General features: G+C 56.1%; 24 protein-coding genes and 1 tRNA gene. 18 read left to right on the top strand and 7 right to left on the bottom strand.

What is annotated here, in order from left to right:
• Nucleotides 1–59: 59 nt before the first annotated feature.
• The 10 genes from Ga0123462_RS01215 to Ga0123462_RS01260 all read left to right on the top strand — a co-directional run bounded on the left by Ga0123462_RS01215 (nucleotide 60) and on the right by Ga0123462_RS01260 (nucleotide 11,492).
• Nucleotides 60–1,475: a DegQ family serine endoprotease gene (locus Ga0123462_RS01215; RefSeq protein ID WP_100264633.1), complete on the top strand. Its 1,416-nt coding sequence runs from the start codon at nucleotides 60–62 to the stop codon at nucleotides 1,473–1,475.
• 33 nt (nucleotides 1,476–1,508) lie between these two features.
• The gene (locus Ga0123462_RS01220) at nucleotides 1,509–1,733 is read left to right on the top strand and encodes a glutaredoxin family protein (protein ID WP_232726488.1); all 225 of its coding nucleotides are present in this window, start codon (nucleotides 1,509–1,511) and stop codon (nucleotides 1,731–1,733) included.
• A gap of 26 nt (nucleotides 1,734–1,759) precedes the next feature.
• The gene (locus Ga0123462_RS01225) at nucleotides 1,760–2,320 is read left to right on the top strand and encodes a peroxiredoxin family protein (RefSeq protein WP_100264635.1); all 561 of its coding nucleotides are present in this window, start codon (nucleotides 1,760–1,762) and stop codon (nucleotides 2,318–2,320) included.
• Complete coding sequence (ligA, locus tag Ga0123462_RS01230; protein ID WP_100266414.1) at nucleotides 2,310–4,331, top strand: NAD-dependent DNA ligase LigA; 2,022 nt, start codon at nucleotides 2,310–2,312, stop codon at nucleotides 4,329–4,331. The genes Ga0123462_RS01225 and ligA overlap by 11 nt, the downstream gene beginning before the upstream one ends.
• Before the next feature lie 83 nt (nucleotides 4,332–4,414).
• Entirely contained in the window at nucleotides 4,415–5,236 is an 822-nt protein-coding gene (locus Ga0123462_RS01235; RefSeq protein WP_232726489.1) for an RNA polymerase factor sigma-32, read from the top strand.
• Nucleotides 5,237–5,363: 127 nt separating this feature from the next.
• Nucleotides 5,364–7,829, top strand: a complete 2,466-nt coding sequence (leuS, locus tag Ga0123462_RS01240) for a leucine--tRNA ligase (RefSeq protein WP_100264636.1) — start codon at nucleotides 5,364–5,366, stop codon at nucleotides 7,827–7,829.
• Nucleotides 7,826–8,338, top strand: coding sequence for an LPS-assembly lipoprotein LptE (locus tag Ga0123462_RS01245; RefSeq protein ID WP_100264637.1), 513 nt, complete (start codon nucleotides 7,826–7,828; stop codon nucleotides 8,336–8,338). Before leuS ends, Ga0123462_RS01245 begins: the two co-directional genes overlap by 4 nt.
• Before the next feature lie 27 nt (nucleotides 8,339–8,365).
• Entirely contained in the window at nucleotides 8,366–9,355 is a 990-nt protein-coding gene (gene holA / locus Ga0123462_RS01250) for a DNA polymerase III subunit delta (protein WP_100264638.1), read from the top strand.
• Nucleotides 9,352–10,647 (top strand): adenosylmethionine--8-amino-7-oxononanoate transaminase, encoded by a 1,296-nt coding sequence (bioA, locus tag Ga0123462_RS01255; RefSeq protein WP_100264639.1) that lies wholly within the window; start codon nucleotides 9,352–9,354, stop codon nucleotides 10,645–10,647. Before holA ends, bioA begins: the two co-directional genes overlap by 4 nt.
• Complete coding sequence (locus tag Ga0123462_RS01260; RefSeq protein WP_100264640.1) at nucleotides 10,647–11,492, top strand: radical SAM protein; 846 nt, start codon at nucleotides 10,647–10,649, stop codon at nucleotides 11,490–11,492. Before bioA ends, Ga0123462_RS01260 begins: the two co-directional genes overlap by 1 nt.
• Before the next feature lie 19 nt (nucleotides 11,493–11,511).
• Here Ga0123462_RS01260 and Ga0123462_RS01265 read toward each other — a convergent pair whose 3' ends face one another.
• Together Ga0123462_RS01265 and Ga0123462_RS01270 are read right to left on the bottom strand one after the other, a co-directional pair.
• Complete coding sequence (locus Ga0123462_RS01265) at nucleotides 11,512–12,201, bottom strand: Crp/Fnr family transcriptional regulator (RefSeq protein WP_232726490.1); 690 nt, start codon at nucleotides 12,199–12,201, stop codon at nucleotides 11,512–11,514.
• Nucleotides 12,188–12,520 carry a DUF190 domain-containing protein gene (locus Ga0123462_RS01270; RefSeq protein ID WP_100264641.1) on the bottom strand — a complete coding sequence of 111 codons (333 nt, stop codon included), beginning with the start codon at nucleotides 12,518–12,520 and terminating at the stop codon, nucleotides 12,188–12,190. Before Ga0123462_RS01270 ends, Ga0123462_RS01265 begins: the two co-directional genes overlap by 14 nt.
• A 200-nt stretch (nucleotides 12,521–12,720) precedes the next feature.
• On the opposite strand from Ga0123462_RS01270, the gene Ga0123462_RS01275 reads away from it, so the two are divergent.
• Nucleotides 12,721–14,208 (top strand): sensor domain-containing diguanylate cyclase, encoded by a 1,488-nt coding sequence (locus Ga0123462_RS01275; RefSeq protein WP_100266417.1) that lies wholly within the window; start codon nucleotides 12,721–12,723, stop codon nucleotides 14,206–14,208.
• Between the two features lie 50 nt (nucleotides 14,209–14,258).
• Here Ga0123462_RS01275 and Ga0123462_RS01280 read toward each other — a convergent pair whose 3' ends face one another.
• A complete protein-coding gene (locus Ga0123462_RS01280) occupies nucleotides 14,259–14,435 on the bottom strand; it encodes an N-carbamoyl-L-amino acid amidohydrolase (protein WP_100264642.1) in 177 nt (58 codons plus the stop codon).
• Between the two features lie 114 nt (nucleotides 14,436–14,549).
• Nucleotides 14,550–16,646, bottom strand: coding sequence for a ribonuclease R (gene rnr, locus Ga0123462_RS01285; RefSeq protein ID WP_100264643.1), 2,097 nt, complete (start codon nucleotides 16,644–16,646; stop codon nucleotides 14,550–14,552).
• 59 nt (nucleotides 16,647–16,705) lie between these two features.
• Between rnr and Ga0123462_RS01290 the strand changes: the two genes are divergently transcribed.
• From Ga0123462_RS01290 to Ga0123462_RS01305, 4 genes are all read left to right on the top strand, one after another.
• A tRNA-Leu gene (locus Ga0123462_RS01290) sits at nucleotides 16,706–16,792 on the top strand.
• 304 nt (nucleotides 16,793–17,096) lie between these two features.
• Nucleotides 17,097–17,996 carry a site-specific tyrosine recombinase XerD gene (locus tag Ga0123462_RS01295; RefSeq protein WP_100264644.1) on the top strand — a complete coding sequence of 300 codons (900 nt, stop codon included), beginning with the start codon at nucleotides 17,097–17,099 and terminating at the stop codon, nucleotides 17,994–17,996.
• A 114-nt stretch (nucleotides 17,997–18,110) separates the two neighbouring features.
• Nucleotides 18,111–19,283, top strand: coding sequence for a citrate synthase (locus Ga0123462_RS01300; protein WP_100264645.1), 1,173 nt, complete (start codon nucleotides 18,111–18,113; stop codon nucleotides 19,281–19,283).
• Nucleotides 19,284–19,320: 37 nt separating this feature from the next.
• Nucleotides 19,321–20,778, top strand: coding sequence for a response regulator (locus tag Ga0123462_RS01305; protein WP_100264646.1), 1,458 nt, complete (start codon nucleotides 19,321–19,323; stop codon nucleotides 20,776–20,778).
• Between the two features lie 10 nt (nucleotides 20,779–20,788).
• Here the strand turns inward: Ga0123462_RS01305 and Ga0123462_RS01310 are convergent, their stop codons facing one another.
• From Ga0123462_RS01310 to dcd, 3 genes are read right to left on the bottom strand one after another with little or no spacing between them, the layout of a single operon-like run.
• On the bottom strand, nucleotides 20,789–21,727 hold the full coding sequence (locus Ga0123462_RS01310; RefSeq protein ID WP_100266418.1) for a bile acid:sodium symporter family protein: 939 nt from the start codon (nucleotides 21,725–21,727) through the stop codon (nucleotides 20,789–20,791).
• 5 nt (nucleotides 21,728–21,732) lie between these two features.
• A complete protein-coding gene (metF, locus tag Ga0123462_RS01315) occupies nucleotides 21,733–22,608 on the bottom strand; it encodes a methylenetetrahydrofolate reductase [NAD(P)H] (protein WP_100264647.1) in 876 nt (291 codons plus the stop codon).
• Nucleotides 22,609–22,616: 8 nt separating this feature from the next.
• Nucleotides 22,617–23,186 (bottom strand): dCTP deaminase, encoded by a 570-nt coding sequence (gene dcd / locus Ga0123462_RS01320; RefSeq protein ID WP_100264648.1) that lies wholly within the window; start codon nucleotides 23,184–23,186, stop codon nucleotides 22,617–22,619.
• 143 nt (nucleotides 23,187–23,329) lie between these two features.
• On the opposite strand from dcd, the gene leuC reads away from it, so the two are divergent.
• The 3 genes from leuC to Ga0123462_RS01335 all read left to right on the top strand — a co-directional run bounded on the left by leuC (nucleotide 23,330) and on the right by Ga0123462_RS01335 (nucleotide 25,809).
• Nucleotides 23,330–24,733 (top strand): 3-isopropylmalate dehydratase large subunit, encoded by a 1,404-nt coding sequence (gene leuC / locus Ga0123462_RS01325; protein WP_100266419.1) that lies wholly within the window; start codon nucleotides 23,330–23,332, stop codon nucleotides 24,731–24,733.
• 12 nt (nucleotides 24,734–24,745) lie between these two features.
• On the top strand, nucleotides 24,746–25,381 hold the full coding sequence (leuD, locus tag Ga0123462_RS01330) for a 3-isopropylmalate dehydratase small subunit (RefSeq protein WP_100264649.1): 636 nt from the start codon (nucleotides 24,746–24,748) through the stop codon (nucleotides 25,379–25,381).
• Between the two features lie 125 nt (nucleotides 25,382–25,506).
• Nucleotides 25,507–25,809, top strand: coding sequence for a DUF1905 domain-containing protein (locus tag Ga0123462_RS01335; protein ID WP_100264650.1), 303 nt, complete (start codon nucleotides 25,507–25,509; stop codon nucleotides 25,807–25,809).
• Nucleotides 25,810–25,833: the final 24 nt, after the last annotated feature.

A 25,833-nucleotide genomic window follows, 5' to 3' on the forward strand; every position in this document is an offset into this window, starting at 1 on the left:
ATCTTTTATTCATCTGAAGCGCTTAAAAAGCGCCCTGACATTTTTTCAAGGAGTAGAGCTTGCACTATTTCAAATCACTGATTCCAATGTTTCTTGTTGCTGTTGTATGGGCCATGCCCGCCCACGCTATTCCGGAGAGTTTCGCAGATCTTGCCGCCGAACAGGCAGATGCGGTTGTTAATATCAGCACCACGCAGCATGTTGTTCAGCGTGGCCAGCAGGGCCTTCCTCCGGGTTTCGGATTTCCTCCGGGCTCCCCTTTTGAGGACTTCTTCCAGGATTTCCTGCGCAATATGCCGCAGCAACAGCAGGAGAAACATTCACTCGGTACCGGTTTCGTTATCTCAGCGGACGGCTATGTGGTGACCAACAACCATGTGGTGGATGGCGCCGATGAAGTGGTTGTGAAGTTTAACGATGGTAGCGAACTGGAAGCCAAGATTATCGGCACGGATCCGAAACTGGATGTTGCACTGCTGAAGGTGAAGGGCAAGAAGCTGAAAACAGTCAATGTGGGCAACTCTGACGGGTTGCGCGTTGGCGACTGGGTGGTGGCAATCGGCAACCCCTTCGGCCTCGGTCAGACTGTGACTGCAGGTATCGTATCAGCCAAAGGACGTGTGATCGGTTCAGGCCCCTATGACGATTTCATCCAGACCGATGCTGCCATTAATCCGGGAAATTCCGGTGGTCCGCTGTTTAATATTAAAGGTGAAGTGGTGGGCATCAATACCGCCATCTACTCCCGTAGTGGCGGCAATAACGGTATCGGCTTTGCCATTCCGATGAATCTGGCACGCCCTGTTCTCGATGAATTGAAGGAGAAGGGGCATGTGACACGTGCACGTCTCGGCGTTCACATCACCGACGTGAACAAGGAGACGATGCAGGCGCTTGGTCTGAAAAACCGCGAGGGTGCCCTGGTGCCGCAGGTCGAAGCTGGCTCGGCGGCTGACAAGGCAGGCATCCGTGCCGGTGATGTGATCGTATCAATCGATGGTGAAGCGATCCACAAGGCACACGACCTTCCAATTCGTGTGGCCCGCCATGCTCCGGGCGACAAGGTGAAGCTCGGCATCATCCGCGACGGCAAGCTCATCAACCTGACAGCAACAGTTGAGGCGATGCCGGATGAGCAGGTCGCCAGCAATGGACAGCAGAAACAGGAAAACTCAAAGGTGCGTCTCGGCGTAGTGGCCGAGAACCTGACGCCTGATCTGGGAGCCCGGTTGCGTACACGCGTGAAGAAGGGTGTTGTGGTTCAGCAGGTCCAGCAGGGTATGCCGGCAGCCAATGCAGGCATTCAGCGTGGCGATGTGATCTATCGCATCAACGGCAAGGATGTGAATGACATGCAGGCTTTTGCCAAACTCGCTGATACATTCAAACATGGTGAAGTGTTGCGCGTGATGATGGATCGAAATGGCGATCAGGTCTTCGCGCTGGTCAAGCTGCCGAAGAAAAGCGGTGATTGAGTCCCTGTTATGAGTCTGCCTCATATCCGCTTGATGACGCGGCAAGATTGCTGCCTCTGCGATGATGCCAAAGAGGTGCTCGAAGCGGTTGCGGCTGAAGGGCTCTGTAGCTGGGAGACGGTCGATGTGGACCGCGACAAAGCGCTGCTGGTTCGTTTCGGGCTCGATGTTCCGGTATTGATGCTGGATGATGCACCTGTATTCAAACACCGGGTTACGGGCGCAGAGCTGAAAGCTGTACTGGCGGGAGTGAACTGAAAGATGCAAACGCCAAGGTGGTTGTCGTGAAGTATCGTACGCTGGTGGTGTTGCTGATTCTTGGCCTGATCAGCACAACAATCTGGATTGGCCTGCCTCAGGCGCCTGCCGCAGTGCGTATCAGTGATGCTGGCTCGGGTTTCAGGCTGCCCGACCTTGAGGGAACCATGCAGGGGCTGCCAGAAGGAGAGGTTACGCTGCTCAACTTTTGGGCGACCTGGTGTCCGCCATGCCGTGATGAGATTCCTTCCATGGTGGCGCTGCACGATAAGTATGCAGCACGGGGACTGAAGGTGGTCGCCGTATCTGTCGATCAGAACCGTACTCATCTGCAAAGCTTTGTGCGCGAACACGGGATGCAGTTTCAGGTTCTTCATGATGCCGACAGGCTGGTTTCGAACAGCTACGGTGTCACAGGCTGGCCACAATCATTCCTGATCGATAAACATGGCAAGGTTCGCTACCATCTGCTCGGTGCGGTGGACTGGATGTCGCAACCGCTAGTGAAAACCATTGAGGGTATGCTGGCCGAACCGGCTGGCATAACGTACGGGAGCACCGGTGGAGAGCGGGAAAATAACGGCTGAATCAGAAAGTTTGCGCCAGCGCATCACCTACCTTCGGAATGAAATTCGGGAACACAATTATCGCTATTATACACTCGACGCACCACTGATCAGTGACAGCGAGTACGACCAGCTGCTGCGCGAGCTGGAGCGGCTGGAGGCGGAGCTTGGCGAGCCGGTTCCGGAAGACTCTCCGACGCGCATCGTCGGCGCTCCGCCATCTGAAACATTCAAATCCCGCCAGCATGGCGAACCCCTGCTTTCGCTGGCCAATGCTTTTAGTGCAGATGAGGTCTCAGCCTTCGTAAGGCGTGCGGAAGAGGGGGTCGGCACCAGTGACCTCTCATTCATTGCTGAACCGAAGGTGGATGGGCTGGCCGTCAATCTCCGCTATGAACAGGGTCTCTTGACCATTGCCTCCACGCGTGGTGATGGTGTCAGTGGCGAGGATGTGACAGCCAATGTGCGCACGATCAGTGATATTCCCTGGCGCCTGAAGAGGGATGAGCTCTCAGAGCTTCCTGAAATCCTTGAGGTGCGCGGCGAAGTCTATATGTCCAAAGCCGCCTTTGCAGACCTCAACGAGCAGCGTGATGCCGAAGGCGAGACGCCGTTTGCCAATCCTCGCAATGCCGCTGCGGGTTCACTCAGGCAGCTCGATGCCCGCATCACGGCGCAGCGCAAGCTCGGTTTTTTTGCTTACGGGGTAGGAGTTGGCGGCAGGAAGCTTGCCGATAGCCAGTCCGGCCTGCTGGCCAGGTTGCAGCATTTCGGATTTGCCACCCAGAAAACGGAGCAGGCAGACGGTGTCGAGGCACTGCTTCAATGCTATCGGAAGCTGCTTGAGATGCGATCCGGTCTTGCCTATGAGATTGATGGCGTGGTTTACAAGGTTGATAGCTTTGCCCTGCAGGAGCGACTCGGTGCCGTGGCGCGTTCACCGCGCTGGGCAATAGCCCACAAGTTTCCGGCCGAAGAGGTGACGACTACCGTTCGCGAGATTATCTGGCAGGTGGGGCGCACCGGTGTGATTACGCCGGTCGCGGAGATGGAGCCGGTGGCAGTTGGCGGAGTGATCGTGTCACGGGCGACGCTGCACAATATTGATGAATTGAAGCGCAAAGGTGTTTATGCCGGCGCGAGCGTGATCGTACGCCGGGCAGGGGATGTGATCCCTGAGGTGGTACGAACGATTGATGGTGATACAGGTGCAGAGATGCCGCAGCCTCCCGAGGCTTGTCCGGTATGCGGTGCTACCGTGTATCAGATCGGGGGCGAGGTGGCGATTCGCTGTAGTGGTGGCCTCTCATGTTCAGCTCAACTCAAAGAGCGTTTGCGCCATTTTGTTTCTCGCGGGGCAATGGATATCGAGGGGATGGGAGACAAACTGGTAGCCCGCCTTGTCGACGAGGGGGTGATGACCAGCGTTGCCGATATCTACGAGTTTGATTACGGGCAGCTTACCGGCTGGCAGGGAATGGGTGAGAAGAAGATCTGCAATCTCAGGTCAGCAATTGATGCGAGCAGGAAGCGACCGCTGGCCCGTATGCTGCATGCGCTCGGAATCCGCCATGTTGGATCTGCAACGGGCGCAGCGCTGGCTTCCCACTTCGGGGACCTCGATAGTGTGATGGCAGCCGACGAGGAGTCACTGCTGGCGGTGCCGGATGTGGGGCCAGAGGTGGCTGCCAGCATTCTCAGTTTCTTTGCCGAGGAGCATAACCGTGATGTGATCCACAGGCTGCTTGCGGCCGGTGTAGAGCCGAAGGTATCGCAACCGGCGGCAACAGGTCACCCGCTGGCAGGAAAAACCGTGGTGCTGACAGGCAGTTTTGAGTCGGTGAACCGGCGAGCTGCGCAAGAGCAGCTGCGCAGCCTTGGTGTCAGGCCGGCTGGCTCGGTATCGAAAAATACGGATCTGGTGATTGCCGGAGACAAGGCTGGATCCAAGCTTGCCAAGGCGCGGGAGCTGGGGGTGGAGATTGCCGGAGAAGCAGAGTTGATCGAATGGTTAAAGTGGCAACAGGGTTGATTAACCCTGTTTTAATCATTAAATTGGCACTCTTTCAGCCGGAGTGCTAAATATATTTGGCTTGATTTGGAGGTGTTTAAAAGGTGACTGCAGCAACAGGTGAGATGACAAGTCTGGCTCTCTTTTCGCGCGAAATGCGTAAAGTGGATCCCCTTTCACGTGAGGAAGAGACACGTCTGGCCCGCTTGTGGCACGAGAGTGGCGACCGCGAAGCGGCCCGTCAGCTGGTAGTTTCCAACCTCGGCGGCGTGGCAGCTATTGCCCGCGAATATCGCCATTTCGGGTTGCCTGAGATGGATCTGATTCAGGAAGGCACCATGGGCCTGATGCATGCCGTAAAACGCTTTGATCCGGACAAAGGTTTCCGTCTGATGACCTATGCATCGTGGTGGGTGCGCGCATCTATCCACGATTTTATTCTGCGCTCCTGGAGCATTGTCAAACTTGGCACCAACAAATTGCAGCGTCGTATCTTTGCCGGTCTTCAGAAGGCGAAAAATGCCATCGCTGCACTGGATGGAAACAGGGCTGATGAGGTGGGTGCCGATTACGGGATGAACGGTACGCAGTATCAGGAGGCGGCCAACGCATTTTTGCAACGTGATCTGTCGCTTGATGCCGAGTACGAGGAGGGCGATGCGCTGGTCCATTCATTGCCTTCAGATCATGCCACACCGGAGCAGATCGTGCTGGAGTCCAACTGGGAGAGCCATCAGAAAACAGCACTTTACCGGGCACTGAACTCCCTTTCCGATCGCGACCGCCTTATCGTCGAGCGTCGTCATATGTCTGAGGATCCGGCAACCCTTAAGGATCTGGCCGATGAGTTCGGCGTATCGATTGAGCGGGTTCGCCAGCTTGAGGCACGGGCGATGAAGAAGCTGAAAGAGGCTGTAGCCCACTAAAGCACAGATTTGATTCATTTTGTGAGGCAGTTCCTTCGGGACTGCCTCTTTTCATTCCGGGCCGTTGCCCTCATCATCGGGGTTTATATTTAGCGGCCTGGTCCAGGCCATTTCGGGAGTATTGCAGGTGTCTGATCGTTACGAAGCAGAGGGAATCGAAGCAAAATGGCAGCAGAGGTGGATCGATGCCGATATCGACAGCGCCAGTGATGATCCGGCCGATGGACGTGAGAGTTATTACTGCCTGGTAATGTTCCCCTATCCGTCCGGCAACCTGCATATGGGCCACGTGCGCAACTACTGTCTTGGTGATGCTGTGGCCCGCTATAAGCGCATGAACGGGTTTAACGTACTGCACCCGATCGGCTGGGATGCCTTCGGCCTGCCGGCCGAGAATGCTGCGATCAAGCATCATCGTCCACCGGCTGAGTGGACCTATGCCAACATCGACCAGATGCGCGAGCAGTTAAAACGGCTCGGGCTCTCCTACGACTGGTCACGAGAGATCGCTACCTGCAGGCCTGAATACTACCGCTGGGAGCAGTGGCTATTTACCCGCCTGATGCAGAAGGGACTTGCCTATCAGCAGGATGCGGAGGTGAACTGGTGCGATCCGTGCCATACGGTGCTGGCCAACGAGCAGGTGGTGGACGGTGTCTGCTGGCGCTGTGATACCCCGGTTATCCGCAAGAACCTGAAACAGTGGTTTATCCGCATTACCGATTATGCCGAGGAGCTGCTGGCCGATCTGGATAAGTTATCCGGTTGGCCTGAAAAGGTTGTCGGCATGCAGCGTAACTGGATCGGCAAATCGACCGGTGCAGAGGTCGCATTCGGTATCGAGGGTTCAGACGAAACGCTGGATATTTTCACCACCCGCCCGGACACCCTGATGGGGGTCACCTACATGGCGGTGGCAGCAGGCCACCCGCTGGCACAAAAGGCGGCCGAAAATAACAACGAGCTTGCGGCATTCATCAAAGCGTGCAGTAAAATGTCGACCAAGGAAGCCGATGTCGAAACGATGGAGAAGCGGGGCATGCCGACAGGCTTCAACGCGGTGCATCCGATCAGCGGTGAAACAGTTCCGATCTGGGTCGCCAACTTCGTGCTGATGGGTTATGGCACGGGGGCTGTGATGAGTGTGCCAGCGCATGATGAACGCGATCATGCCTTTGCCAAAAAATACGCTCTTCCGATCAGACAGGTGATCCGACCTGCCGAGGGTGAATGGGATATTGATGCGGAGGCATTCACCGAGGCGGGTCTGCTGGTGAATTCGGGCGAGTTCAATGATCTCGACTCCGTGGCCGCCAAACAGGCCATCACGATCTGGCTGGCAGAGAACGGAAAGGGCAGTGAGCGTGTGCAGTACCGCCTGCGTGACTGGCTGGTATCGCGTCAGCGCTACTGGGGTGCGCCGATTCCTGTGGTTCATTGCAGTGATTGTGGTGCGGTTGCGGTTCCGGACGAAATGTTGCCGGTAGAGCTGCCAACCCACCTTCAGCCGACAGGCGGTGCGTCACCACTGACCGAGTGTGACGAGTTCAAGCATACCGAGTGTCCGAAATGCGGCAGGCCTGCCCAGCGCGAACTCGATACTTTCGATACGTTTATGGAGTCCTCCTGGTACATGAACCGCTATACATCTCCGCGCAGTGAATCTGCGATGGTGGATGCAGAAGCGATGGGCCGCTGGGCACCTGTCGATCAGTATATCGGTGGTGTGGAGCATGCAGTGCTGCATCTGTTGTATGCACGCTTCTATCACAAGCTGATGCGTGATGCCGGCCTCTTTACATCCGAGCAGGGCGGCGATGAGCCATTCAAGAATCTGCTGACGCAGGGGATGGTGCTGAAAGACGGCTCCAAGATGTCCAAGTCGAAGGGCAATACGGTTGATCCCAAGGCGATTATCGACACCTTCGGCGCCGATACAGCCCGTCTCTTCACTCTTTTTGCCGCGCCTCCCGAGAAGGAGCTGGAGTGGAACGATGCCGGTGTCGAGGGGGCACACCGTTTCCTGAAACGTGTCTGGCGTCTGCTGGAGAAGCTGGATGGAGACGACAGTACAGCTGAAGAGGATGCTGCAGCGGTGAAGGCATTGCGCTTTGCGATCCACTCGACCATCCAGCGCGTTACGCACGCATTCGAGCACGGTTTTGCCTTTAACGTTGCGATTGCAGCCCTGATGGAGCTCTCCAATACGTTGCAGTCGTTTGAGCCGAAGGGGAAAGCGGGTATGGCGGCTTTCCGTGAAGGGCTACAGGCAGTGGCTGCGATGCTGGCCCCATTCGTGCCACACTTCGCCTGCGAGGTCGGTGAGGTTCTCGGCATGGACGAGATGGCTGTGATCAGCAACTGGCCAAAGGTGGACAGTACTGCGCTGGAGAAGAACGAGATCACACTGGTGGTTCAGATTCAGGGCAAGAAACGCGGCGAAATCACCATCGCCAAGGATGCCGATCAGGAGAGCGCAATGGCGGCAGCACAAGCCGACCCTGCGATCAGTAAATGGCTTGAGAATATGCAGGTTGTAAAGGTTATTCTCGTTCCCGGTCGTCTGCTCAATATCGTGGTCCGCCCCGCATGAAGCGACTGATTGCTTGCGCGGCAATGGTGGGGGCGTTGTTGCTCTCCGGCTGCGGTTACCATCTGGTCGGCCACGGCGATGGTATCGGGGCGATTCCTGCCGATGTTCGGACAGTCTCACTGATTGTTCGAGGCAGCAGCGACCGTCAACTTGAGCCGATGCTCAGGCAGCGGTTGAAATCAGACAGCTATGCCCTGATTGAGCCACAGGACGTGATCGATCAGGAGGCACATGCCAATCTGCATGTGAACATGTCACGCCTTATCTTTACACCCTCGGCTTATGATGCAGCAGGCGTGGAAACCGAATATCGCATGGTCTTTTCAGGAAGTCTGATGCTCGAGCGTGAAGGTAAGGCTATCTGGCAGAGTGGTGTGATCCGTAGTCATGGCGATGTCTATGTGGCCGGAGGGCCGGCCTCCATCGAGGCATCTCGCGAGCGACTCTATGATGATCTGCGCAAGCAATGGCTTCAGGATGCGCTGGGCCGTCTGCGATCCGGGTTTTGATCCTCTGGATATCAAGCTGAGAGTGACATGCGGCTGACTCCTGCACGACTGCTGCTGGCAGAACAGAGCTCCTATTACCTGCATGGTGAAGATGAGGACGCTATTTTCGAGTCGGCCGAGGCGCTGCTGGCCGCAGGGGTGCCCGATGCGGTGCGTATCCGCGTCGATATCAATGAACTGGCCACGGTGGAGCAGGAGTCGCGCAATCAGGGGCTGTTCGGGCCATCCATCTGTTATGCGCTGGTGCGCAATGCGCAATCCGCCAACCCCAAACAGAGCGAACACCTGCTGAAGCTTGCGAGGACAGTTTCCGAAGGCAACCGGTTAATCATCTGTGCACCAGGCATTGACTGGAAAAAAGCGCTGCATAAAAAGATGAAATCGGAGCAGCTGATTGCCGAGTGCGAATTCAGTAAACCCGACGAGGCTGCATTTGCGCGGTGGCTTGAGGCGGAGATCAAAAAGAGCGGCCTGAATGTGGCACCCGATGCGCTGCTCTGGATGAGCGATCGTCTCTGCGGGATGCGGCTTGCCGCAAGGCAGATGATCGAGAGACTCGGCTGGTATGACGACGGGGAAGGGGCGGAGATCGGACTAGATACGGTTTCAGAGCTGCTCGGAGAGCGTGCGCCGGGGGCGCTGGAAGAGTGGTGCCACGCTGTTGCGATGCGCAAGCCCTTCGCGCTGACACTGGTGCGAAGGCTGTTGCATGAGCAGCAGGTGGCCGAGGTGCAGATGATCTCCTGGCTGGGAACCCGCATGCAGCAGATTCTGATGTACCGCTGGTTCCAGTCGCGAAACGATCGCAATGCGCTTCAGGCCGCACGCGTGTTTGGTGATGCCCGACGCAAGGTTGGTGAGGAGTCGAGGGTATGGAAGGGGAGTGAACTGGCGCTGGCAGTCAAGCGGATCATCGATGCGGAGAAGCTGGTGAAAGGGGCCACGATTGAAGACCGCCCCGTGGTTATTGAGCGGCTGACGCTTGATCTTGTCGAGCGGGAGAGACTGGGCGCATGAGCGATCAGGAGAACTGGCTCGCTTTTGAGCGCCGGCATGTCTGGCACCCCTATGCATCGATGTACAACCCGTCACCGGCCTATCCGGTCAGGCGTGCCGTAGGGGTGGAGCTGCAATTTGAGGATGGGCGTCGTGTCATCGATGGCATGGCTTCGTGGTGGTGTGCGATCCACGGTTACAATGTGCCCGAGCTCAATGCGGCAGTGGAGATTCAGCTGCGTGATATGTCGCATGTAATGTTCGGCGGGCTGACCCATCGGCCTGCAGCAGATCTGGCCAGAAAACTTCTCGAAATAACACCGGCAAATATGGAGCATGTTTTCTTTGCCGATTCGGGCTCTGTGTCGGTCGAGGTGGCGATGAAGATGGCGCTGCAGTTCTGGCAGGCAAAGGGCCATCCAGAGAAAAACCGCCTGCTGACTATCCGCTCCGGTTATCACGGAGACACTTTTGGAGCGATGAGTGTCTGTGATCCCGAAACCGGCATGCATCACCTGTTCGCAGGCGTTCTGGCCAAGCAGCTGTTTGCCGCTGCGCCGACCGTGAAAAGCGATGAGCAGTGGAGTGATTCACAGATCGCATCATTCCGGTCGCGCATCAAAACACATCACCATGAACTTGCTGCCGTGATCCTTGAACCGATTGTGCAGGGAGCCGGCGGTATGCGCTTTTACGCCCCTGAATTCCTGCGTCAGGTACGGGCACTCTGTGATGAGTACGGCGTGTTGCTGATTCTTGATGAGATTGCTACCGGCTTTGGCCGAACCGGAACCATGTTTGCCAGTGAACATGCGGGTATCGAGCCCGACATTATGTGTCTCGGCAAGGCGTTGACCGGTGGATATTTGACGCTGGCGGCAACACTCTGCTCGAAAGCGGTATCTGACGGCATCCATGCAGAGGACGGGGAGGGGGGCTCCGGCGTGCTGATGCATGGTCCGACATTTATGGCCAATCCGCTCGCCTGTGCCGTGGCGCTGGCCAGTATCGACATGCTGCTTGCGTCACCCTGGCAGCAGCGTGTACAGGCGATTGCCCGTCAGCTGGAGCGGGAGCTTTCGCCCTGCCGTGATATGGATGCCGTAGCCGATGTGCGCGTAAAAGGGGCGATCGGTGTGATCGAGATGAGAGAGGCGGTTAATGTCGCAGAGGTGCAGCGCCGGTTGATTGAACAGGGCGTCTGGCTGCGCCCGTTCGGCAAGCTGCTCTATACCATGCCGCCCTATGTGATCTCATCCGCACAGTTAAGCCGTGTCACGAATGCGATGTGCTCGGTTTGTGCCGGGACCTGATGGGTAACAAATTAAATACACATAATCATGATCGGGATGCGGCAGGCATGACCTATGTCTACCCGGTGGTGTCACGCCGGGCAGGCGGTGTATCGGTTGGCATCAATCTCAATCCGAACAACGCCTGCAACTGGCACTGTGCTTATTGCCAGGTGCCTGAACTTACACGCGGTGTGGCGCCTGAGATTGACCTTGAACAGTTACGTTCAGAACTGCACAGCATGCTGGATGCGATCTGTAACGGGGAGTTCATGACCCGGCGTGTTGCTGAAGATAGCCGCAGGCTCTGCGATATCGCCATATCGGGGAATGGTGAGCCGACCAGTTGCAGGGAATTTGATCGGGTGGTCGAGGTGATTGTTGAGCTGATGCAACAGTTTGATCTCCATATTCCGCTGCGTTTGATCAGTAACGGCTCCTACGTACACAAGGCTCATGTGCAGCGAGGCCTGAAGTTGATGGCCGCGCACCAGGGTGAGGTCTGGATCAAGGTTGATGCCGTAAATGAGGAGGCGATCAGGCGGATCAATGGAGTCAAACTCGATGGTGAGCGTTTGCGTCAGCAGGTGGAGACGGTGGCGAGAATATGCCCGAGCTGGATTCAGACCTGCCTGATGGCCTGGGATAATCAGCCACCTGCAGAGGCGGAGATTGTTCAATATGTTGAGTTTATTTCAGCCCTGAAAAGGGATGCTGTGCCGCTTCGGGGGGTGCTGCTCTACGGGCTTGCTCGTCCATCCATGCAGCAGGAGGCAGGGCACCTGCAGCCCCTGGATGCCGGCTGGATGAAGCTGATGGCCGGAAGAATTGAAGCATGCGGTCTTAAGGTCTCCCTCTCCCTCTGAAGCCGCGGAGTATGATGGCCTAAAATTCGTCCAGTCGATCTTCGAGTGCATCAACATCGACGCGCATTTTTCCACGCCCTTCACCCTGAACCAGAACACCATCCTTCTTGAGCTGGCTGATTGCACGTGAAATGGTTTCGCGGCTGGTGGAGAGCTGATCAGCGAGAAGCTGGTGGGTCGGCAAAACAGTGGAGTACCACCCATCATCATCAGCCTGGCTGAAACGCTGGCAGTGTTCGGTGAGGTAAGCGTAAAGCCGGTGTGGAACATCCATGCTGCTGATGCGCTCAAGTACGCGGCTGGTGCGGCGCAGGCGAATGGCCAGTTCTTTAAGGATCTTCAAGGTGATGGCGGGCTGTTCCAGCAGTAGCGGCGACAGGTCACGCCTGCGGATATGAGCCAGCTTGGCATCGCTCATGGTTGTGACAGTGGCTGAGCGCGGCTCTGCGTCAAGCAGGGAGAGCTCTCCGAAGAACGAACCCTTACCGAGCAGTGCAAGTACAACTTCGCGCCCATCGGCCGAATAGGTTGAGACCTTCACCTCGCCATTAAGGATCACATACATGGAGTCGCCAATATCGAACTCCTGAAACACGATGTTTTTCTTGCGCATCTCAATACTCTTGGCGAGCGCTGCAACCGCTTTGAGTTCGCCCTCATTGAGTTCGGCAAACAGTGGCACTTTTTTGAGCATATCAATCATTTCCATCGTCGTCTCCATAGCGCATCAGTGATACCGGCCAGGTTGCCACCATGCACTGCCCCAGGTGTGATTTCATTTGTTCCAGTGCACTGTTAATCGCATCCGTCGTATCAATAGCTTCCACCAGAATTGGCAGGTCACTGGAAAGTGAGAGAAAAGATGCGGAGTGAACACCGTGTCCACCCAAGCCTTCAATGCCGCGAAGCACGGAAACCCCGCGCAGGCCCGAATCACGGCACAGTTCGAGAATGGCCTCGGTAGCTGGTCTGCCATCGATTCTGTCAGATTCTGTTAGGTAGATGCGCAGGCACGAGCCTTCAGTCACGTGGTAGCCTCCTCTTCCGCCAAGCAGTCTGTAACATGTGATCTCAGGTTACAAGAGGGATCTGGGCCGGTTCCGGGCAGGATGGATCCCCACTGGCCTCAGCTAACATCAGGAAGTTCGCATAATGACCGGTTGCTTGATATATTCCTTGGTATGTTAACAGTCTGGCGTTGCTTCTTGATAAAAAGGGTAAGATATCCGTGATTGATAAGTGGTCTAAGAGATTCAGCATCGAAGATAAAGGACTGAAGCTTCAGTTCCGGATTTTTTCACTATTGCTGCTCCTTGGCCCCGTGATGGTCTTTTCTTATATCCTCACCGATCTGGCTACGCTGACCGACCTTCTTCAGGCCAAATATATTGTCCCTTACCTCCTGTCGCTGATTATCGTGCTGAGTGTTCTGGCGTTACTGCAAACCATGTTCTCCCACCTCTCCAGAATCTCTCTGGCGATGCAACAGGGTTCGGAGCAACAGCTGATTGAATTGACCCGTGTTCAGGGTGCCAACGAGTTACGGGGTATTGTGGATAGTTTCGGGGTGCTCCTGAAACAGTATCAGGAGGCGAGCGGCGCACTTGAGCGCCGGGCCGTTGAGTTGCTGCTGATCAAGGAGCTGGCAGAAGAGGCGAGTGCAAACCTTGACCTGAAAACGCTGCTCAACTCCTTGCTCGATAAGGTGATGCAGATAAACAGGGCAAAAATTGGTTCGGTATTTCTCGTTGATGAGAGTGGAGAGAGATTGAAGGTGGTAAGCTCCAGGGGTGTTGGTCGAGAGGAAATTGATGGAATCTCGATAGCAGTGAAGGACTCCCTCGCATCACTTGTTCTGGACGGTCGGGAAGGGGAACTTCTGGTCGAGAATATCGAAACAGATAGCCGTGTCAGGAAAAAGAATGATCCGAAATACGGCTCGCCCTCATTTCTGCTGCTACCGGTTCGTGCCGGCGAGAAAATCATCGCAGTCATCAATCTGGCGCATAAGAGTAATGGCGAAATGTTCAGGCAGGAGGATGTCGATCTTGCCACTATTATGATTCAGGAGGTCGGGTTTGCACTTGAGAATGCCCGTATCCACACCGAAATCAAAGATCATGCCAGACGCCTTGAGCAGCAAACCGCTGCCCTGCAGGAGGAGATCCACCGCCGCATGATTGCAGAAAAAGAGCTTGAGAAACTTGCTCACAAAGACACGCTAACCGGCCTTGCCAACCGTCATATGTTTATCGACCGGATTGAAGTGGCTGTTGCAATGGCACATCGACATCAGGCCAAGCTGGCTGTGATGTTTGTGGATCTGGACATGTTCAAGGCCATCAATGACACACTGGGCCATGCCGCTGGTGACGAAGTATTGTGCGAAGTTTCCAGGCGCATGCAGGCATGCTTGCGGGAAACGGATCTGATTGCCCGTTATGGCGGTGATGAATTTACCGTGATTCTCACGGAAGTGAGCGATAGCGAGGGCATCAACAATGTTGCCAGCAAGATTATTCATACACTGCAACAACCGATCGAAGTCAAAGGGGAGACGCGTTCTGTCGGCTGCAGTATCGGCATTGCCATCTATCCGGATGACGCCGAGGATTATGAAAGCCTGATTAGGCATGCGGACAAGGCGATGTACATTTCCAAGCGGGTTGCGGGAAGCAGCTTCCATTATTACGCGACAGTCGCCAGTCGCATCTGAATTTGCTGTACGGGCCGTGCCGGAGAGGGGTTTCCTGCCTGTTTAGAGGCCTATGCCCTGTATTTATAGATAGCGGTTGCAGTGCGGTGTTCGTACGTCCCTAAGACCATATCGGTTAAAGCCTCATCAACCTCATCAGGCTTCAGGTCCGATTCCAGTACCCGAACCATCTCTTCGCTGCTGATGATCTTTTCTTCCAGTGTTTTCTTTTCGACTCTGATGAACATGAGGCTCCCGTACGGATGTGAAGTCTTACCGGTAGGTGATTGAGGTGAGAAACGCCTCGCACTGTCGCGCAAGTGCAGCAGCTGGCTCCGGTTCACCGGAGCCAGCTGTTGCAATCAGGCTATGCTTACATTGATCACACCGCGCACCGGATCAACCGAATCGATAACTACCTCAAGCTGGTCGCCAAGGTGGTAAGAGGCGCCGCCGCTGCGGGCAACAAGCCGATGGCCTGTCTCATCAAGTATAAACGAACCCGGAAGGTCGTCCACGGCCAGCGAGCCCTCGGCCATGGTCGGCTCAAGTTCGAAGAAGATGCGGCGACTGGTCAGTCCTGCGATACGCGCCGGCATGCGCTTGCCGACATCCTTTTGGTGGAAAAGGGCGGCCAGCATCGCCTGCGTATCCCACTCGGCCCGCTGCTGTTTGCGCTCCTGCGTCGAAGTCTGCGTGCCAATAGCGGCCAGTGTACTCTTGTGCTGAACCTTGTTGGGGTCGATGCCGCTGATAAGTGCTTTCAGGCGGCGATGTATGATCAGGTCGGCATAGCGGCGGATTGGGCTGGTAAAATGGGTATAGGATTTATAAGCCAGTCCGAAGTGCCCCTGATTCTCCGGTGTATACTCCGCCCTCTGCAGGGAGCGCAGTACCAGCCTGTGCAGAACATGGGCAAACGGTTTGCCTTCTGACTGCTCCAGTACCCGTTGCACACTGCCCGGACGCACGTTTGCATCTTCAGCTTTGGCTTTGGGTAAATTGACGAACAGGCCGAACGGGCCGAGAAACTCGTTCAGGGTTTCAATCGCCTGCCGCTCCGGTGGCGCATGTACGCGGTAGAGCAGGGCACATTCACGCGCCTCCATGAATTCGGCAACGGCGGTGTTGGCGGCCAGCATCATCTCCTCGATCAGGCGGTGGGCGCTGTTGCGCGGGCTCTCGCATATATCGGTGACGGTGTTGTTCTCCAGTGTTGCACGCAACTCCGGCATATCAAGATCAAGTGCACCGCGCTGTTCCCGTTTTTTCTCCAGCTTGTGGAACAGGCGGGTGGCATCATCAAGCATATTGCGAGCGGCTTCACTTTCGATGGCTGTGATATCCCGATCCTCGATCCAGCGGGCTGCCTGCGTGTAGGTGAGGCGTGCCTGAGAATGAATCACTGATTCATAAACATGGATGGAGTGACGCTTGCCATTGGCATCAAAGCGCATGCGTACTGTCATCGCCAGTCGAGCCACATGCGGATTTAGCGAGCAGAGTCCGTTGGAGAGCTTCTCAGGAAGCATCGGGATGACCCGGTCGGGGAAGTAGAAAGAGTTGCTGCGCTCCAGTGCTTCAATGTCCAGGGCTGATTGCGGCTGCACATACTGGGCAACATCGGCAATCGCCACCCACGCCTCAAAGCCTTCACCGCGGGGCAGTACACAGATCGCATCATCGAAGTCGCGGGCATCTTCGCCATCAATGGTAACAAAAGGAAGCTGCCTGAGATCCTTGCGCCCCTTGATCGCATTCTCATCGACCGTGTCGGAAAAACGGTTTGCCTCCGCTAACACGGCAGGCGGGAATGTTTCGGAGAGCTGTTGCTCGGCCACGATCAGGTCGATCAGTGCGGAAGGCGAGAGGTTGTCGCCAAGTATCTCCAGTACTTTGCCGCGCAGGTGTCCGGGGCCGCGGGTGATCTTAATGCGTACCCAGTTGCCCTCGGTGGCGCCGTTCGCGTCGCCTCGGGTAATCAGGATAGTCTGCGGCATTTTTCGAGAGCGGGGTTGTACGATGCCGACACCGCCCTGAATGACAAACTGGCCTACCAGTATGGTTGGGGCGTGCTCGACAATGCGAACCACTTCAGCCGATTCGCGTCCGCGGCTTTGCACCGGGCGGACTTCTACGATATCGCCGTGCATAAGGTCACGCATCTGCTCATGTGGCAGGAAGAGCCCTTTCTCACGCCCCTCCACATCGACAAAACCAAAGCCATCCGGATGTGCGGATACTTTGCCTGTATAGGTCTGCTGTTCATTGCGAGAAGGTTTTCTGTCGCCCCGAACTTTGTGGCCACGGTGCGAAGCGCCCTGACGTGGCGGTTTCCTTCCGCTGCGCCTCTCATCACTGCTGCAGCGATCCTCGCTGCGCTGTTCACTGTCTCTGCGTCGGGCAGGTTTTTCCGGCCATTTGAATTTTCCGGCAGGTTTACTTTTCTTTCTTGACACTATGTTGCTCCATCCTATGATTGCGCGCCTCTCGCAGCCGTGCTGCAAGAGGTCTATATGCCGAGGTGGCGGAATTGGTAGACGCGCTGGCTTCAGGTGCCAGTTTCCTCACGGAAGTGCTGGTTCGACTCCAGTCCTCGGTACCATCAAAGCCCTGATTGAATGATATTCAACCGGGCGCATTAATCAGAGCCTGCAGATTCGTCTGCGGGCTCTTTTTTTTCAAGCACCAATCTATAAAGCTGCAGCAAATCACCCTGGTGAGGGCAGTTTATTCCTGTTGCGGCATGAATGATCTATCTTTTAAATCTTTGGGGGGTTTAACAGATAGGAAAATCCCGTTGCTCTGAAGCGGGCCTGATGTTGCCTTTTTCCTCGACGCGGCGAACGCTAACAGATGAAAGGGGCAATAGCGATGACGGCCTGTACCGATGCGATTAGGGTGTGGCTATGGCGGTCAATGATTTGCAAAGTGAGGAGAAGATTACCGGTCTGCTGCAGCGGCTGGCGATGCTTCGTGGCTGGTCTTCGAAAACAACCCAGTCGTACCGTTCGGATCTGTTGCATGCCGAGGCTTTTTTCCAGCAGGCGAAATCTTCGCTTAGTGAGGCAGGGCAGCAGCAGGTGCTCGACTACCTTGCCTCTCTTTCGCGTGCCGGCCTGAAGGAGAGCACCATCCAGCGCCGCCGCAGTGCACTCTCCACCTGGTTCAGCTACCTGCAGGATCAGGGCTTCAGGGAGGATCACCCTGCCAGACACCTGCCAAAACTGCGCAAGAGCCGCCCCCTTCCAAAACTGATCAGTGAGCAGAGCGTGGAGGCGCTGATCAATGCGCCCGATGCGCACACGACCACCGGGCTGCGCGACCGCACCATGCTAGAGGTTCTCTATGCCACGGGACTACGGGTCAGTGAGTTGGTGGAGCTTCGCCTCTCTCATGTCGATCTCGCGGCCGGGCTCGTACGGGTGATCGGCAAGGGTGACAAGGAGCGGCTGGTGCCTTTTGGCGCCGAAGCGGCGAACTGGTTGCAGGCGTGGCTTGCCGTGCGTCCGAGGGAGCCATCCTCTCCCTTTCTGTTTGCCGGCCGCGCCGGCCGCCCGATGACCAGACAGAACTTCTGGTTGCGTATCAAACAGTATGCCGTGCAGGCCGGCATCTCACCGCTGCCATCGCCGCATACGCTGCGACACGCATTTGCCACCCACCTGCTCAATCACGGTGCAGATCTGCGTGCAGTTCAGATGCTGCTCGGACATGCGCATGTGACAACGACGGAGATCTATACGCATGTAACGCGCGCGCGCCTGCACGATGTCGTCAATCGCAGTCATCCGCTCGGCAGGGGTTGAGTTGAGGGAAAATGAGGGCGGGAAATTGTCGGAAAGTTTTGCTATGGTTACCCCTCTTTTTTTGGCGATGTAGAGAATCATCCCGATTATTTCATCATTGGAGTGGATTACGTGATGGCAGATAGTGATGCAACTGAAGAGTCGATAGCCTGTTTTTCTCCCGGCCTTGCCGGTATTCCGGTGGCCGAATCGGCTGTTTCATATGTTGATGGCAAGCTGGGGCACCTTGAGTATCGCGGTATCGATATCGAACAGCTGGCTGAGAGATCATCATTTGAGGAGACCTCCTACCTGCTGCTCTACGGTAAGCTGCCGACTGCCAATGAGCTGGCCGCGTTCGATGCGGAACTGCGCCACCACCGACGCATCAAGTTCCGCATTCGCGACATGATGAAATGTTTCCCCGAATCGGCACATCCGATGGACTCCCTGCAGGCCACAGTCGCCGCACTGGGTATGTTCTACCCGTTTCCGAAATCGCTGGAAGGGGAGCTGGGTCCGAAGACCGTGCATCAGGTCTGCGTTAACCTTATTGCCAAGTTGCCGACACTGGTGGCAGCGCATGCACGCATGCGTCATGGCGATGACCCTATTGCACCTCGCGATGACCTTTCCCATGCGGCCAATTTCTACTACATGCTGACAGGCGAAAAGCCTTACCCGCTGACCGAACGCATTCTTGATGTGGCTTTTATTGTACATGCCGAACATGAGATGAATGCCAGTACCTTCTCAACGCTGGTGACTGCCTCTACCCATGCCGATCCCTACACCTCGATCAGTGCAGCCATCGGCTCGCTCTCGGGCCCGCTGCACGGCGGTGCCAACGAGGATGTACTGCATATGCTCAACGAGATCGGTTCGGTTGAAAATGTCGAGGCCTACCTCAATGGCAAGCTTGAGCGCAAAGAGAAGATTGCTGGTCTTGGCCACCGTGTTTACAAGACCCGCGATCCGCGTGCCACGCTGCTGGTCAAGCTCTACAAACAGCTGACCGATAAAATCGGTGTCGATACCGATTACCAGATTGCCCGTCAGGTGGAGAGACTCTCCGAGAGCACGCTGGGCGCCAAGGGCGTCTGCCCGAATGTTGATTTCTATTCCGGCATTGTATATCGCAAGCTGGGCATTCCGACCGACATCTTCACGCCGATCTTTGCTATCGCCCGTGTCTCCGGCTGGCTGGCGCACTGGAAGGAGCAGCTCGGCAACGGCCGCATCTACCGGCCCTCGCAGATCTATACCGGCAAGCGCGATCAGAGCTATATCCCGCTCGAGGATCGGTAAGCTGGCTGGCATGAATTTTCTGGCCTATAATTAGCATATGCCCCGTATCCTTGTAGCTGATGACAATGTTGAATGGCTATCCTCGCTCGAGGAGCTTTTCTCATCTGAAGGTTTTGAGGTCGATGCTGTAAAAAACGGTATCGAGGCGCTTGATGCCGCCAAAAAAAATCCGCCGGATGTTATCTTTACCGATCTGCTGATGCCTGAAATGGATGGCTTTACGCTCTGTAATAAGCTGAAGGCAAGGCCTGAAACCAAAGATGTTCCGGTCATCTTCTGCAGTGGTTATTTCCATGAAAAGGATCAGAAGAAGCTGGAGCAGGCGCTGGGTGTTGCCCACTTTATCCGCAAGCCTGTCGAGTTTGATACGATAATCAAACTCGTCGAAAAGGTGCTGAGTGATGGCAAGGCGCTTCATGTGGAGCCTGCCGTGGCGGCGGAAGCGCACCCTGATCTGCAGGGAATCTACAACACCACCATGCTGGATAAGCTTACCGGCATGGTCGATATGCTGCATAAGGAGCGCCAGACCTATAAAGACCTTCTGCTGCGTTTTAACTCGCTGACCGATTCCGCATCGGACGCCATTATTATTACCAATGACAGTGATGAGATCTGCTACTGGAACCGCGCAGCGGAGGGCTACTTTCAATACAGCCAGGATGAGGTGCTTAAAGAATCGCTTTCGATCATTATTCCTGATCAGATGCGTCTGCTTGATGAGAAGGGGTTGCTGGGCTTACTGAGCTCCAGCGAGGTCACTGAGAGCGGGGGCTTTTTCGAAATGGTGGCGCACCGCAAAGACGGGTCGTTTTTTCCTGCCGAGCTCTCCCACTCAACCTGGCAGGAGGGGGAGTCCACCTTCCACAGCATTATCATTCGCGATGTCACTCAGCGCAAAGGGCTGGAGAATCAGCTGCGCAAGAACCTTGAAGGGTTTATCGGGGCGGTGGCGAAGTTTGTTGAAGCGCGCGACCCCTATACTGCCGGCCACCAGCGTAAGGTGGGTGAGCTGGCCGTTGCCATTGCCCAGAATCTCGGGCTGGATGAGCACACAATCGAGGGTATCCATTTCGGCGGCATGATTCACGATATCGGCAAGATTTCTGTGCCTGCTGAGATACTCTCCAAGCCATCCAGGCTTACGAATGCAGAGTACGAAATCATTAAGTCACATCCATCGATCGGATACGATATTTTGAAGGATATCGAATTTCCGTGGCCGGTTGCAGATATCGTGAACCAGCACCATGAGCGACAGGACGGTAGTGGTTACCCGCAGGGCTTGAGCGGTGACGAGATTGCCTTAGAAGCGAAGATCGTTTCGGTAGCCGATGTGGTGGATGCGATCACCTCACACCGTCCCTACAGGCCGTCGCTGGGGCTTGATGAGGCTCTGGAAGAGATTCGCAAGAACAGGGGCACCCTCTACGACCCCGTGGTTGTCGATGCCTGCCTTGAGGTTGTACCACACTTCGATTTCACCCGTAAATAACAGGCCGTTTTCAGATGGCGGCAGGTATCTCCGCCTTGCGTTTGTGCAGCCAGCTTGTCATGCCGGCTGCTGTGACAATACACCAGACAGCAAAAAGCGCCCCCGGCAGCGCTGTTTCCGGTTCAAAATGTTTCAAAGCCAGCGCCACACCGAGGCCTGCATTCTGCATGCCGATCTCAATACTTAGCGTGATGCGATAGCTGCGTTCAAACCTGAAGAGTCTGCCGGCAAGCCACCCGAGCAGGTAGCCCAGTCCGTTGAGCAGCACCACCAGCGCAATCACGATGAGCGGTGTTTCACCAATGCGCTCGTGATTCCCCGCCACGGCATAACCGCAGATAATGATAATGGCAATGGATGCGATGCCGGGGGCAATAACCTCAGCCTGCCTGATCCTGCTGCCGAGCCGGGTGCGCAGCATCATGCCGAGCCCCAGCGGCAGCACGACCGTAAGCAGGATCGTCTGCATCATCGGCCAGAAGGGTATCTCCATGTAGGCGCTGCCGAGAATCTCGACAAGTGTAGGTGTCAGCAGCGGTGAGAGCGTGGTGGCGACCATGGTCATGGCAATCGAGAATGCGACTGCACCGCCGGCGAGATAGGTGATCACGTTGCTGGCCATCGCCCCCGGTGCGCAGCCTACAATGATAAAACCGAGGGCCATGGCGGGCGTTGCGCCCTGCCAGACTGCAATCGCGGCGGCGACAAAGCCGAGTGTCGGCATAATCAGGAACTGGGTGGTTACGCCAAGTGCGATGGTTGCAGGCCTGGTGATGGCCGCTCGCGCCTCTTCAGGCTTAAGCACTACTCCGAGCGCAAACATCGTGGCTGCAAAGCACCAGAGAAAAACATCCTTGAAAATCAGGAATGCAGGAGGGTAGAGGTAGGCGATCAGTGCAAAGATGAGCGTAAAGAGCGCCATCTTTTCAGAGAGTGCTCTCCAGAGCATCAACGTTACAGATATCCCCGGATACGCTCGTGAATGGCGATGCTCGCTGCCGACTTGTTCAGGGTATAGATATGCAGTCCCGGCGCTCCGTTCTCAAGCAGTTCGGCGCACTGTTTAACGGCAAGCTCAATGCCAAGCCCGGCAACTGCATCAGGATTGTCACTGATCGGGCTCATCTGTTCATGCAGCCAGGCAGGAATGGTTGCTCCGCACATCGATGAGAAGCGCACAATCTGATCAAAATTGCCGATCGGCATGATGCCCGGAATGATCGGCATGGTGATGCCGGCAGCATCACAACTATCACGGAAGCGGAAGAAGGCCTCGTTATCGAAGAAATACTGCGTGATGGCGCAATCCGCACCGTTGTCCTGCTTCATCTTCAGGTAGCGGATGTCATCACGAACACCCCCCTTCGATTCGGGATGCCCCTCGGGATAGGTGGCGCAGGCGATGGAGAAGTCGCCCTGTTCTCTCAAAAATGCGATCAGGTCGGTGGCGTGGGAAAAACCTCCGGCTACCGCCTCGAATCTGTCCATGCCTTCGGGTGCATCGCCACGCAGCGCCAGAATGTTCTGGATGCCGGCAGCCTGGTAATCCGCGAGCAGTTCGCCCAGCTGCTCTTTGGTTGCACCCACACATGTCAGGTGCGCAACGGGCGAGAGGCCGGTCTCATCCTTGATGCGGGTAACGATCCCCTTGGTGCGGTCCTGTGTGGTGCCGCCTGCACCGTAAGTCACCGAGACATAGGCCGGGTTGACCGCCTGCAGTTCACGCAGGCAGTTCCAGAGATTCTCTTCGCCCTTGTCGGTCTTGGGCGGGAAAAATTCGCAGGAGAAGAGGGGCTTGTTGGCCGAGCTGAGTATTTCAGAAAGTTTCATGCTGATCCTTACAGGCGCGGAACGGTGACGCCGGTCTGGCCCTGGTATTTGCCTGACTTGTCCTTGTACGAGGTCTCACACTCTTCATCCGATTCCAGGAAGAGAAACTGGGCTACCCCCTCACCGGCATAAATCTTGGCTGGCAGCGGCGTGGTGTTGGAGAACTCGAGCGTTACATGCCCCTCCCACTCGGGCTCCAGCGGCGTGACGTTGACGATAATGCCGCAACGGGCATAGGTCGATTTGCCGAGGCAGATGGTCAGTACCGAGCGCGGAATACGCATGTACTCCATGGTGCGAGCCAGTGCGAATGAGTTGGGCGGGATGATGCAGACGTCGGATTTCACATCGACAAAGCTGTTGGCATCGAAGTCTTTCGGGTCGACGATGGCAGAGTTGATGTTGGTGAAGATCTTGAATTCGTCAGAGCAGCGCACGTCGTAACCGTAGGAGGAGAGGCCATAGGAGACCATGCCAACACCGTCCTCGCGCTTTTTGACCTGACCGTCGACAAACGGCTCGATCATGCCGTGTTCCTGCGCCATACGGCGAATCCACTTATCCGATTTGATGGACATTGTTCCTCCCACTCAGTTGATACGAGCCGGCAGACTACCTGCGGGGAGAAAAAAGAAAAAGGCTGTTGCCGCGCCTGCTTGTCGCCGCATGGTTTTTATCTGTTGCTGTCGCTACAATGCGCCACCTGATCGAGGAGTATGAAATGGCACAGACCTTATTCGACAAAGTTTGGCAGCAGCATGTGGTGAAGCAGAATGATGACGGCTCCACACTGCTCTACATCGACCGCCACCTGGTGCATGAAGTGACCAGCCCGCAGGCATTTGAGGGCCTGCGCATTGCCGGGCGCAAGCCCTGGAAGGTGAGTGCTTCCGTGGCGACCCCTGATCACAATGTGCCGACCACAGACCGCAGCAACGGTATTGAAGATGCTGTTTCGCGTGCTCAGGTGGAGGCGCTGGATGCCAACTGTGAAGAGTTCGGCATCACAGAGTTCGGTATGAACGATATTCGTCAGGGTGTTGTGCATGTGATGGGTCCCGAGCAGGGGTTGATCCTGCCAGGCATGACTGTGGTTTGTGGTGATTCGCATACCTCCACGCACGGCGCTTTCGGCTCCATTGCGATGGGCATCGGCACATCTGAGGTGGAGCATGTGCTGGCCACCCAGTGTCTGATCCAGAAGAAGCCGAAGGTGATGCGCATCAATGTCGAGGGTGATCTGCACGCCGGCATTACAGGCAAGGATATAGCGCTCTATATCATTGAACAGATCGGCACTGCAGGCGGAACAGGTTATGCGCTGGAGTTTGCAGGCCCGGCTATCCGTTCTCTCTCCATGGAGGGGCGCATGAGCCTCTGCAACATGGCGATTGAGGCGGGTGCACGCTGCGGCATGGTGGCTGTGGATGATACCACGATCGATTATGTGAAGGGGCGCCCTTACGCGCCAAAGGGAGATGAGTGGGTCAGGGCCGAGGCGATGTGGCGCGAACTCTACTCTGATGATGATGCCGATTTTGAAGCTGAGCTGGCGTTTTCAGCCTCCGACATAGCGCCGCAGGTAAGCTGGGGTACCAGCCCTGAAATGGTGCTGCCGGTTACTGGAAGTATCCCGTACCCGGATGATGCAAGAGATGAGGTGCAGAAAGCGGGCTGGACCAGGGCGCTTGAATACATGGGTCTTACTGCCGGCACCCCGATCGAAGAGATAACCATCGACAAGGTGTTTATCGGTTCCTGCACCAACGGTCGTATTGAAGATTTCCGCGCTGCGGCTGCTGTCGTGAAGGGCAGGAAGGTGGCGGCTAATGTAAAGCTGGCGCTGGCCGTTCCGGGCTCCGGGCTGGTGAAACAGCAGGCTGAGGCTGAGGGGCTGGATGCGATCTTCCGCGAGGCAGGGTTCGAATGGCGCGAGCCCGGATGTTCAATGTGTCTGGCGATGAACGCCGACCGTCTGGAGCCGGAAGAGCGTTGCGCCTCCACCTCCAACCGCAACTTTGAAGGGCGTCAGGGCATGGGCGGACGAACCCATCTGGTCAGCCCGGCCATGGCGGCAGCGGCAGGTATTGCCGGCCACTTCGTCGATATTCGCGACTGGTCATAAAAGGAGATCACCATGCAGGCATTTACTACACTGAACGGACTGGTGGCGCCGATGGATCGGGCCAATGTCGATACCGACGCGATTATTCCCAAGCAGTTTCTGAAGAGCATCAAACGTACAGGATACGGCCCGTTTCTGTTTGACGAGTGGCGTTATGAGGATCGTGGCGAACCGGAGATGGATTGCACCCATCGCCCCAAGCGTGCCGGTTTCGTGCTCAACCAGCCACGCTATCAGGGGGCGCAGGTGCTGTTGGCGCGTGAGAATTTCGGTTGCGGCTCATCACGCGAACATGCGCCGTGGGCGATCCTCGATTACGGGTTCACCTGTGTGATCGCTCCAAGCTTTGCCGATATCTTCTACAACAACTGCTTCAAGAACGGCATCCTGCCGATTGTGTTGAGTGATGCGATCGTCGACCAGCTGTTCAAAGAGACCTATGGCTCAGAAGGGTATGCCCTGACTATCGATTTGCAGGCGCAGACGGTAACCACCCCATCCGGGGAGAGTTTTAGCTTTGAGGTTGATGCCTTCCGCAAGCACTGCCTCCTCAACGGATTGGATGATATCGGACTGACGCTCACGAATGCGGACGATATCCGCAGCTATGAGGCCAGACGTAAAGCTGAGGCTCCCTGGCTCTTTTGATCAGTATCGGTTGAATGGATCAGCAGAACGCCCGGAGGCATTGCCCCGGGCGTTCTGGTTTCTGTCGAACCGTTTTCTATCTCCGTTCCCGCCACTATGCTTGCATCGTGGACAAGGGGTAAGTCATGGATCGTTTGCATTACCGGATCACGGCAGCGTTGTGGCTCTATCAGGGCAAGGCGGCCTGGCATTTTCTGACACTGCCGAAGGCCGAGTCGGACGAAATCCGCTTCTTCAGTCGTGACAAGCGAAGTGCCTGGGGCTCGCTTCGTGTGACAGCCACGATCGGCGACACAACCTGGAACACCTCACTGTTTCCCGACTCGAAGCTGGGTGCCTATGTGCTGCCGGTGAAGGCGGAGGTGCGCAGACGAGAAAACATCGGGGCTGGCGATATGGTGACTGTCGCGCTGGAGATCGCTGTTTAGCAGCAGGGTGGCTGCATCTTCCGC

Source organism: Mariprofundus ferrinatatus (assembly GCF_002795825.1).
In the GTDB taxonomy this organism is placed as follows: Bacteria; Pseudomonadota; Zetaproteobacteria; order Mariprofundales; family Mariprofundaceae; genus Mariprofundus; species Mariprofundus ferrinatatus.

What these genes read in the sequence shown, in the direction of transcription:
- metF (WP_100264647.1), bottom strand. Translation starts at nt 22,608, where the DNA reads ATGAAACTTTCTGAAATACTCAGCTCGGCCAACAAGCCCCTCTTCTCC.
- Ga0123462_RS01245 (WP_100264637.1), top strand. Translation starts at nt 7,826, where the DNA reads ATGAAGCGACTGATTGCTTGCGCGGCAATGGTGGGGGCGTTGTTGCTC.
- Ga0123462_RS01310 (WP_100266418.1), bottom strand. Translation starts at nt 21,727, where the DNA reads ATGCTCTGGAGAGCACTCTCTGAAAAGATGGCGCTCTTTACGCTCATC.
- Ga0123462_RS01300 (WP_100264645.1), top strand. Translation starts at nt 18,111, where the DNA reads ATGGCAGATAGTGATGCAACTGAAGAGTCGATAGCCTGTTTTTCTCCC.
- Ga0123462_RS01335 (WP_100264650.1), top strand. Translation starts at nt 25,507, where the DNA reads ATGGATCGTTTGCATTACCGGATCACGGCAGCGTTGTGGCTCTATCAG.
- Ga0123462_RS01260 (WP_100264640.1), top strand. Translation starts at nt 10,647, where the DNA reads ATGGGTAACAAATTAAATACACATAATCATGATCGGGATGCGGCAGGC.
- bioA (WP_100264639.1), top strand. Translation starts at nt 9,352, where the DNA reads ATGAGCGATCAGGAGAACTGGCTCGCTTTTGAGCGCCGGCATGTCTGG.
- Ga0123462_RS01280 (WP_100264642.1), bottom strand. Translation starts at nt 14,435, where the DNA reads ATGTTCATCAGAGTCGAAAAGAAAACACTGGAAGAAAAGATCATCAGC.
- Ga0123462_RS01265 (WP_232726490.1), bottom strand. Translation starts at nt 12,201, where the DNA reads ATGGAAATGATTGATATGCTCAAAAAAGTGCCACTGTTTGCCGAACTC.
- Ga0123462_RS01220 (WP_232726488.1), top strand. Translation starts at nt 1,509, where the DNA reads ATGACGCGGCAAGATTGCTGCCTCTGCGATGATGCCAAAGAGGTGCTC.
- leuD (WP_100264649.1), top strand. Translation starts at nt 24,746, where the DNA reads ATGCAGGCATTTACTACACTGAACGGACTGGTGGCGCCGATGGATCGG.
- leuC (WP_100266419.1), top strand. Translation starts at nt 23,330, where the DNA reads ATGGCACAGACCTTATTCGACAAAGTTTGGCAGCAGCATGTGGTGAAG.
- Ga0123462_RS01305 (WP_100264646.1), top strand. Translation starts at nt 19,321, where the DNA reads ATGCCCCGTATCCTTGTAGCTGATGACAATGTTGAATGGCTATCCTCG.
- dcd (WP_100264648.1), bottom strand. Translation starts at nt 23,186, where the DNA reads ATGTCCATCAAATCGGATAAGTGGATTCGCCGTATGGCGCAGGAACAC.
- holA (WP_100264638.1), top strand. Translation starts at nt 8,366, where the DNA reads ATGCGGCTGACTCCTGCACGACTGCTGCTGGCAGAACAGAGCTCCTAT.
- Ga0123462_RS01295 (WP_100264644.1), top strand. Translation starts at nt 17,097, where the DNA reads ATGGCGGTCAATGATTTGCAAAGTGAGGAGAAGATTACCGGTCTGCTG.